This is a genomic window from Marinobacter algicola DG893 (assembly GCF_000170835.1).
GTDB lineage: Bacteria > Pseudomonadota > Gammaproteobacteria > Pseudomonadales > Oleiphilaceae > Marinobacter > Marinobacter algicola.
Genome location: NZ_ABCP01000043.1, coordinates 19,542 through 28,588, shown reverse-complemented (window position 1 = coordinate 28,588; position 9,047 = coordinate 19,542). Strand labels below are relative to the sequence as shown.

At 59.6% G+C, this 9,047-nt stretch carries 7 protein-coding genes; 1 reads left to right on the top strand and 6 read right to left on the bottom strand.

Features of this window, described 5'->3' with window-relative positions:
• Positions 1–6 precede the first annotated feature (6 nt).
• The 4 genes from MDG893_RS17510 to MDG893_RS17495 all read right to left on the bottom strand — a co-directional run bounded on the left by MDG893_RS17510 (position 7) and on the right by MDG893_RS17495 (position 4,485).
• Entirely contained in the window at positions 7–1,002 is a 996-nt protein-coding gene (locus MDG893_RS17510; protein ID WP_007155164.1) for an ABC transporter permease, read from the bottom strand.
• 24 nt (positions 1,003–1,026) lie between these two features.
• Positions 1,027–2,382, bottom strand: coding sequence for a CmpA/NrtA family ABC transporter substrate-binding protein (locus tag MDG893_RS17505; RefSeq protein ID WP_007155163.1), 1,356 nt, complete (start codon positions 2,380–2,382; stop codon positions 1,027–1,029).
• A 212-nt stretch (positions 2,383–2,594) separates the two neighbouring features.
• Positions 2,595–3,836: an ABC transporter substrate-binding protein gene (locus tag MDG893_RS17500; protein WP_007155162.1), complete on the bottom strand. Its 1,242-nt coding sequence runs from the start codon at positions 3,834–3,836 to the stop codon at positions 2,595–2,597.
• Positions 3,837–3,858: 22 nt separating this feature from the next.
• Complete coding sequence (locus MDG893_RS17495) at positions 3,859–4,485, bottom strand: ANTAR domain-containing response regulator (protein WP_007155161.1); 627 nt, start codon at positions 4,483–4,485, stop codon at positions 3,859–3,861.
• Between the two features lie 475 nt (positions 4,486–4,960).
• On the opposite strand from MDG893_RS17495, the gene MDG893_RS17490 reads away from it, so the two are divergent.
• Positions 4,961–7,636 (top strand): nitrate reductase, encoded by a 2,676-nt coding sequence (locus MDG893_RS17490; RefSeq protein ID WP_050776524.1) that lies wholly within the window; start codon positions 4,961–4,963, stop codon positions 7,634–7,636.
• Here MDG893_RS17490 and MDG893_RS17485 read toward each other — a convergent pair.
• Positions 7,616–8,317, bottom strand: coding sequence for a hypothetical protein (locus MDG893_RS17485; protein ID WP_040474740.1), 702 nt, complete (start codon positions 8,315–8,317; stop codon positions 7,616–7,618). The genes MDG893_RS17490 and MDG893_RS17485 overlap by 21 nt on opposite strands.
• Positions 8,318–8,440: 123 nt before the next feature.
• Complete coding sequence (locus tag MDG893_RS17480; protein ID WP_007155157.1) at positions 8,441–8,959, bottom strand: Hcp family type VI secretion system effector; 519 nt, start codon at positions 8,957–8,959, stop codon at positions 8,441–8,443.
• Between the last annotated feature and the right edge of the window lie 88 nt (positions 8,960–9,047).

The window sequence follows — 9,047 nt, the reverse complement described above, 5'->3', positions numbered from 1 at the left end:
TGAGTTCTATTCGTTCCAGGCTACTTTTTTCTGAATCAGTAGCATGATTCGATCAAGAAGGAAGCCAATAAAACCGATGGCCAGTACCGCCACCATTATTCGGCTCAGGGATTCACTGCTGCCGTTCTGGAATTCGTCCCAGACAAATTTTCCGAGGCCGGGGCTCTGGGCCAGCATTTCGGCGGCAATGAGGACCATCCAGGCGATGCCCAGGGACACTCTCAGACCGGTGAAGATCATCGGAACAGATGACGGCAACACGACCTTGCGAACGTGAGTCCAGAATGACAGTTGCAGCACTTTTGAAACGTTTAAAAGATCGGGATTTACCGCTGACACCCCCACACTGGTGTTGATCAGCGTCGGCCACAGGCTGCACAGGGTGACCGTGATCATCGATGTCAGGAACGACTTCTCGAACATCGGGTCATCACTGACATACGTGGCGGAGACCACCATCGTGACCAGCGGCAGCCAGGCCAGTGGCGATACCGGTTTGAAGATCTGGATCAGAGGATTGATGGCCGCCGAGAAGTGACGGTTCAGGCCGATGATGATACCCAGCGGCACGGCGATGATGGTGGCCAGCACGAAACCGGCCAGCACGGTGCCGAGGCTGGTGAAGATCTGGTCGACGAACGTGGGTGCGCCGGGATAGTCGCGGATTTTCACTTCCGCGTCCGGGTTCTCCGCCAGGATGCGCTCGTTTCGCTCCTCCTGCATAGTGACAAACTGCGCCGCCCGGTCCCGCTGGTTGCTGTGTTCCTGCCACAATTGCCCAGACTGCTCCAACACATCGGCCGGGCCCGGGAAGGCGCCCAGCGATGTTTGCACCTGAGGCGCGGCCAAGTGCCAGAAGCCCAGGAACAGCGCGATACCGATGGCTGGCAGCAACAACTGGCGGCCGGTTTCGGCCAGATTCTGGCCGGACAGTTTTTCCATCAGCGCACGGAGCCAGCGTTGGCCTGATGATAACGAGTCGGTCTGGCTGAGCGTGGTCATGTGATGTCTCCTGACACTCAAGTCTTAAGGGGTTTGCGAGCCTTTCAGGCCAATCTCAAAGCTGTCGATGTAGGCGTTCGGTTCCCTCGGAGTGAAGGCCACGCCGTCGATCAGCTCGCCCTGGTGCGGGCGCGCAAAGTTTTCTGCATCCAGGTCCGGGAAATCCTCCGCTTTGAGCGTGCCGTCCTCGATCAGGGTTCGGGCTGCTTCCTTGTAGATATCCGCGCGATAAACCTTGGCTGCGGTTTCCATATACCAGTCGTCGGATTTCGGCTCGGGAATCTGGCCCCAGCGACGCATCTGGCTCAGGTACCAGATGGCATCGGAGGGATACGGGTAGGTGGCGTAGTAGCGAAAGAACACGTTGAAGTCCGGCACTATACGCACGTCGCCTTTCTCATACTCGAAGGTGCCGGTCATGGAGTTGGCGATCACTTCCTCGTCTGCGCCCACGTAGCTTGAGCGGGACAGGATTTTGACCGCCTCTTCACGATTGGCATTGTCGTTCTCGTCCAGCCAGTGGGCGGCACGGATCAGCGCACGAAGCAGCCGGAGATGGGTGTTGGGATACTGTTCTGCCCAGGCTTCGGTCACACCAAACACTTTTTCGGGGTTGTTGGGCCAGATTTCGTAGTCAGTGATGACCGGCACGCCGATGCCTTTGAACACCGCTTGCTGGTTCCAGGGCTCACCCACGCAATAGCCCTGAATGGTGCCGGCTTCCATGGTGGCGGGCATCTGCGGTGGCGGGGTGACTGACAGGTGAACGTCGGCGTCGATGTTGCCGCTGGTGTCACCGCGCTGGGGCGCATAAAAGCCCGGGTTCAGGCCGCCTGCAGCGAGCCAGTAACGAAGTTCGTAGTTGTGGGTGGACACGGGAAAAACCATGCCCATGCGAAATCGCTCGCCCTTGTCACGGTACTGTTCGATGACCGGCTTCAGGGCAGCGGCATTGATGGGATGAGCGGGGTTGCCGTCGCTGCCATCGTCGATGTGTGGGCGCATTTGCTCCCAGACGTCGTTGGATACGGTGATACCGTTACCATTCAGGTCCATGCTGAAGGCAGTGATAATGTCCGCCTGGGTGCCGTAGCCGATAGTGGCCCCCAATGGCTGGCCCGCCAGCATGTGGGCGCCATCCAGGGTGCCGGTCACGACGCCATCCAGCAGGACTTTCCAGTTGGCCTGGGCTTCCAGTTCAACAAACAGGCCCTCATCCAGGAAAAACCCCTGTTCCCAGGCAATGGCCAATGGCGCCATATCGGTCAGTTTGATGAAGCCGAGTTTCAGGTCTGGCTTTTCGGCCGGGCCGATGTCGGCGTGTGCAGAGCACGCCGCCGTCAAGATCAAGAATGTCGCTGCCAGTGTTCTCAGATGCATGGTGCTCTCCCGGAGTATTATTCAGACAAAAAAAAGCCTGCCCCCCGTTTCCGGGACGCAGGCCTCAATGCCTGATGTTCTGTCAGTTTTCGTCACTGCCGTTTACCCGCGCAGTGAATGCAAGATCGTCTATGTTGACTAAGCAGTCTGCGTGCCATCTTTGTAATTTGTTGATAGATATAAAAATATCTGAGTTTTTGTAAAGAGGGGCGTTATTGAGGGCGGTTTTTCGTGGCTGTTTTAGTGCGTGACGCTTCTTTATTGGGCGTGGCCATGGGGTTGTCGGCCAGCCAGTCGTGAAGGTGCTCTCCCAGCAGGCGGTCGCTGGCAACATCCACGGGGCCGTAGCGCCCCGACAGGGTAAAGGGGAGTTGGTGCCGGCCCTCGGTTTTGCTGTCGATAACCGGTGCGTCAATGCCCATGGAGGCGGCAGCGTCACGGAACAGGTCGGGCCTTATCACCCGGCGCACCATGGTGTCGTCCACCGGGCCGAGTTGCCCGCGGAGGGTCAGGCGAGTCGCGAGCCAATGGGCCTGTGACAGCCAGGGGAAATTGGCGGATTGGCGAAAAAAGTGTTGGTGCAATCGTGGATGGAACAGACTGTACGGGTGGTTGTCCAGCACGTTGATTTGTTCACCCAGGTACTCGGGCCTGGCCAGGATGTCCCGCAGCAGGCCGTGGTTGTGAGGGTTATCCAGCCACTGACAGGCTGCAAGCAGTGCCCGCAACAGGTGCCGGTGCATCACGTCGTGCTGCTCCGTCCAGTCGGCTCGCATACCCAGAACTTTTTCCGGGGCGTTCTGCCAGATCTGGTGGCCGGAATGGAGAATATGCCCCAACTCCTCGTACTCCAGCAAGCTGTTCCAGGGCTCACCGACGCAGCAGCCTTCGATGGAGTTTGATCGAAACGCGTCCACCATCTGTATAGGGGATACCGGGATGATCTGCACGTGCTGTTCCGCGTCTGGCCCGGCAGAGGCCAGCCAGTCCCGGAGCTGAAGATCATGGCTGGACCAGGGCGCCACGGAGGCCAGTCGTATTGGCTCGCCCCTGTCCCTGGCCACGCGTATCAGCGCGCGCGCGGTGGCGATGGGATTCTCCAGGTCCGTGGCTGAACGGATCAGTTCGTGGTGCAGCCGAGCGCTGAGGGTAATTCCGTTGCCGTTGCGGCTCAGTACCATGCCGACCACAATGGGCACTTTGGGGCGGTCGCTCGCCAGGGACATACTCAGAGGCATCGGCGCCAGCATATGGCCGCCGTCCAGCAGGCCAAAGCTGACCTTGTCACGCAATGACGCCCAGGAGCCTTCGCGCACCAGTTCCACGTCCAGCCCTTCGGCATCAAACAGCCCCAGCTCCCGCGCAACAATCAGTGGTGCACTATCCAGCAGTGGTACAAAACCGAGGCGGACATTGAATCCGGGACGTTTGTGAAGCGGGGTTGGGCGAACCATGGATACTCCCTAACAACGCTGATCAGGATGCTTGCTGGATGGCACCGGCTGAGCCCCGGCTATGTCTCTCTAACAGGTTGATGACACGTCCCGCCATCACCGCCAGGCGTTCACTGTGCTCCATGGCTGAGCTGCGTAACATACGATAGGCCGTTTCCTCGTCGCAGTTCTCATGCCGCATGATCAGCCCTTTGGCTTTCTCAATAACTTTACGGTCTTCCAGTGCCGAACGGGTTTCCTCCAGCTCGGCTCTCAGTGCCTGAAAGGATTCGAACTGCGCCACGGCCGAGTCGATGATCGAGCGAACCCGTTCCGGCTGAATGCCGTCGACAACGTAGGCACTGACGCCCGCCTTCACTGCAGCGTGGATGGTGGCGCGGTCACCGGGCTGGTCGGCGAAGAATACGATGGGCCTGGGCGCGTGAGTGTTGAGGGTGCTCATGTTCTCCAGGGTGTCCCGGTCTGGCGAGTCCATATCAATAATCACCATGTCCGGCTGGTCGCGGGCAACCGCTGCGGTCAGGCCGGTGGCATCCGGGCGCTGGCGAATGACTTCATGGCCCTCATGTCTGAGTGCCTGGCAGACCTGGCTTGCCCGTTCGGGGTCCTTGTCGATCAGAAGGATGCGAAGGGGTTCTGGCGAATTCATGATGGTTTCCTCGATATAAAGGCATTGGGTGCCTTTCTATTTAAGCCTGTCAGAAAAACGGTTCCATCAGCGTTGCTGCAATAAATTTGCCAGGGTCGCGGGAAGTGCCTGGCGAGCGGTGGAGTGGCCGTTTCTCAAGGTCATGGGTGGGTGTTTTCATTCGTCAATCGTGCGCTCTGATTGGGCGTTTTTAAGCGTTTTGCACTGTTATGACTCCTGGCGACGGGTGTTGAGCGGTATCAGGGTTCGCTGAAACACCCGCTGGCCGGTTTTCGCGGGGAGTGGCCCCGGATTTGCACAGGCTATGGGAAACATTTATAGCGATAGCTGACACGCCAACCATAAACAGCCAGGCCCGGGGTCACCTGATCCCGGTACTGAATGCTGGCAACGAAGCCCGCATGCCCGGTTCCCGTTTACTCAGGGGGCTCCGGACATTGCGGTTTTTTTGTGCGTGCAACACTCAGGAGACACCGTGGACTTACTCAACACGACTGGCCAGGACCCGGTTCAGACCACCTGCCCCTATTGCGGGGTGGGTTGTGGTGTGATGGCCTATTCCGACAGCGGCACAGCGGTGGCCGGGGACAAAGACCACCCTGCGAACAAGGGGCGCTTGTGTGTAAAAGGTGCGAGTCTTCACGAAACCACCGGCCAGGAAGACGGACGGTTGCTGTTCCCGGTTGTCAGAGGGCGTCGCACTGAATGGGCGCAGGCGCTGGATGAGGTGGCGCACGCGATACAGGACAGCGTCAAGACTCACGGACCACAGTCGGTGGCCTTTTACCTGTCCGGCCAGCTATTGACCGAGGACTACTACGTCGCCAACAAGCTGGCCAAAGGCTTCATTCGCACACCCCATGTGGATACCAACTCCCGGCTGTGTATGTCGTCCGCTGTGGCTGCTCACAAACGGGCCTTTGGGGCGGATGTGGTCCCCGGTTGCTACGAAGACCTTGAACTGGCGGATCTGCTGGTGCTGGCGGGCAGTAACGCCGCGTGGGCGCATCCGGTGCTTTACCAGCGTATGAAGGCCAGTGCGCGGGATGGGCGTCGAGTGGTTGTGATTGATCCGCGCCGCACCGCCACCAGTGAACTGGCGGACCTTCACCTGGCGTTGCGGCCAGGCACGGATACGGTGTTGTTCAACGGTTTGCTGAGTTGGCTCGCCGATCACGGTGGCCTGGACCAGGCCTACATTGATGCGCATTGCCAGGATTTCGATAACGCATTGGCAAGTGCACAAGCGGCTGCCCCAAGCGTCGAGTCGGTGGCAGAGCAGTGTGATCTTGCGCCGGAGGATGTCGAAACCTTCTATACCTGGTTTGCTCAGACGCCGCGAACGGTCACCGGTTTTTCCCAGGGGATAAACCAGTCGATTGCTGGCACCGATAAGGGCAATGCCATTATCAACAGCCATCTGGCGACGGGCCGGGTTGGCAAGCCTGGTGCGGGACCCTTCTCCCTGACCGGCCAGCCCAATGCCATGGGTGGACGGGAAGTGGGCGGGCTTGCAAATACCCTGGCGGCTCACATGGATTACGACAGCCCGGGTGCCCGATCACGCGTGGCGGATTTCTGGGGCACCGGTGCGGTGGCCGATGGCCCGGGCCTGAAGGCGGTGGATATGTTTGAGGCCGTTCACCGTGGCGATATCCGGGTGATCTGGATCATGGGGACCAACCCGGCGGTCAGCCTGCCGGATTCGGCTCGGGTCCGGGAAGCCCTGGCACGTTGTCCCACTGTGATTGTTTCAGACTGTGTTGCTCACACCGACACCACAGACCTCGCTGACATTCTTCTCCCTGCCGCTGGCTGGGGTGAGAAGGACGGCACCGTCACCAATTCGGAACGGCGAATTTCCCGGCAGCGCCGCTTCCTGCCCCTCCCGGCTGAGGTAAAGCCGGATTGGTGGATCATGAGTGCCGTGGCCAAAAAACTGGGGTTCGGCGAAGCATTTGGCTATAAGCGGCCCGCGGATATCTTTCGTGAACACGCGGCCCTGTCCGCTCACAAGAACAATGGCGAGCGCCTGTTTAACCTTGCCGGGCTGGCCAACCTTTCGGATGCCGGCTATGAGGCGCTGACCCCAGTGCAATGGCCGGTTCTGAAGGGCGCTGGAGCGGAAACTGAAGGCTCGACGAGACTGTTTTCTGATGGCCGTTTTGTCACTGACAATCAGCGCGCCCGATTTGTCGCCATCGAAACTCGATTGGCCGCCCAACAAACCAGCGACGACTACCCTTTGGTGGTCAATACCGGCCGTATACGGGACCAGTGGCACACCATGACCCGAACCGCCAACACCCCAAGGCTACTGACCCACCGCTCGGAGCCCTATGTGGACATGCATCCCGACGACATGGTCACGCATCAGCTTATGGAGGGGCATCTGGCCCGGTTGAGACGTGGTGACGGCTGTTACGTGGGGCGAGTCCGCAAGAGCCCCGAACAGCGGCGGGGCGAGGTGTTTATACCCATCCACTGGAACCGGCAGTTTGCGTCCAGTGGGGTTGCCACGCTGCTTACCGAATCAGTGACAGACCCTGTCTCGGGTCAGCCGGAGGCCAAACACGGGCGAGCCGACATAACGCCGTTTCGCGCCCGCTGGCATGCACGATTGCTGGTCAGGCGCAATCGGCCCCGGCGCTGGCAGGCTGACTACTGGTGCCAGGTGCCGTTGCATCACAGCGACAGTTGGTGGCTGGCCGGGCGACAGTCGGTTGATTGGCCTGCGTCGATGACTGAGTGGCTGGGCGGAAAAGCGCATCTGGTCATGGCCGATGCGGCGCAGGGGCGGTTTCGCGCTGCCCGGCTGGTCAACGGGCAACTGGAGGCGGTGTTGATGGTCGACAGCGACCCTGTGTTAATACCGGACGCCAGTTGGTTGGACGGCTGTTTTGCCGAAGCAGAACTCTGCGACGCCAGTCGTCGGGCGCTGTTGGCTGCGCGGGACGTAGATGTGGAAGATCCGGGCGCCATGATCTGCAGTTGCTTTCAGGTAGGGGAAAACCAGATCGCTGGTGCCATCGCCAACGGGGCGAAGTCGGTAGAAGCCCTGGGTAATAACCTGAAATGCGGCACAAATTGCGGCTCCTGTATTCCGGAGCTGCGCGATCTGCTTGCGGCATCAGTCCGCGAGAGCGCGTAGCAGAACCAGGGGGACCCGGTATCGCAAACCGCGGCAGCGCCCGGTGCCCTCCACGGTGCAGGTTTTCCGGTTTACCCGGATGATCCTGCCTTCGAGCTCTCGTTTGCCGGCGCCAAACGCCACGGCATCTCCCACGGCCCAGTTGGCCACGAGCTGACGGCAGTCCGGCGCGTGGATAGGAACGTCGGGCACGGAAAGCCCTGCTTTTTCGGCCTGGGCGGCGAGATGGCGCCTGGCTGCCTCAGCGCCGCCGCTGGTGTGGAGCTCGTCCAGTATCCGGTAGAAATGCTGATTGTGAACGGAGCCGCGATAGCGCTTGCCCGACACATGTTGAAGCAGGTGCGCAAATTCGTGGCAACAGGTGTGCGCCAGCAGGTTCAAAGTGGTGACGGTCCCCCCGAAATACTCTCTCTGGCGGATCTCCCTTCCGGAAAGCCAACCGCTAACTGCATCGGGCTGGTGCTTGTCCATGATCATGCGTTTGCCGTAGGTAATCTGGTGCTGTTTCAGGCGCGGATCAAAACGATGGTAGGTGGCCTGTCCCGAGCCGACACGGCAAAGCAGAGTCGTGGCGGGTAGTTGGTCGCGAACCCATTGTCGGGCGGGCGTCCATAGTATGGCGTGCGTTGTATCGCACATTAGCTGGCCGATACTGCGAGCCGTGGGTGCTTCAATAGTCATCGATCAGACACATGTGGAAGTGGCGGGAAACACTCATGCCCTGATCATACCGGGTGTCGGGCTTGCCGTAAAAACAACAACGGCCAGCAAAGGCTGGCCGTTGTGACTGCGTGGACCGGAGGCTTAGCCTTCGATCGGCGAACGCCAGTCGTCCGCACCGGAAGTACCGGCAACAGCGTGTTCCCAGGTCACTTTACGGTAGGACAGGGACGCGGTGACCAGCTGGGTGAAGTCAGCGCTGGCGGCGTCCTGGCAATGCGGCATGTTGCACTGGATGTCGATAATGGTGGCATCTTCCAGGATGGTGGAGAAAAAGTGCTCCTGCTTGCCTTCAACAGAGGTGCGGTACCACTTCAGCTCAACCTTCGGCAGCATTTCGCCAGACGCCAGGGCGTTGTACATAAGTGGGGTTGCTTTGTTCAGCGCAGAGGTGAACTTGAACGGCTTGTGAACGCGCTGACCGGACGGCTGGCCAGACTGCGGATCGGTCGGAACGGTAACAACGTGGCTGAATTCCTGAACCAGCACTTCGTCTTCGTGACCTTCAACGTAGATGTTGCCTACGGAGTCGGAGGTGAATGCGCCAGCGGTAATGTTGCCCTGAGTTTGGCCTTCGATGCTGATATAACAAGGAGTTGGCATAGTCTGCTCCATGACGTGTGAATGAGTAAGTGTCCTCGGGATCTCCCTGGACACTTAACACATAACAAAGGCCGTGCCAGAAAAATAA

Bases quoted from the DNA above. Each gene is read 5' to 3' on its own strand.
- MDG893_RS17510 (WP_007155164.1), bottom strand. From the start codon at position 1,002: ATGACCACGCTCAGCCAGACCGACTCGTTATCATCAGGCCAACGCTGG.
- MDG893_RS17505 (WP_007155163.1), bottom strand. From the start codon at position 2,382: ATGCATCTGAGAACACTGGCAGCGACATTCTTGATCTTGACGGCGGCG.
- MDG893_RS17500 (WP_007155162.1), bottom strand. From the start codon at position 3,836: ATGGTTCGCCCAACCCCGCTTCACAAACGTCCCGGATTCAATGTCCGC.
- MDG893_RS17495 (WP_007155161.1), bottom strand. From the start codon at position 4,485: ATGAATTCGCCAGAACCCCTTCGCATCCTTCTGATCGACAAGGACCCC.
- MDG893_RS17485 (WP_040474740.1), bottom strand. From the start codon at position 8,317: ATGACTATTGAAGCACCCACGGCTCGCAGTATCGGCCAGCTAATGTGC.
- MDG893_RS17480 (WP_007155157.1), bottom strand. From the start codon at position 8,959: ATGCCAACTCCTTGTTATATCAGCATCGAAGGCCAAACTCAGGGCAAC.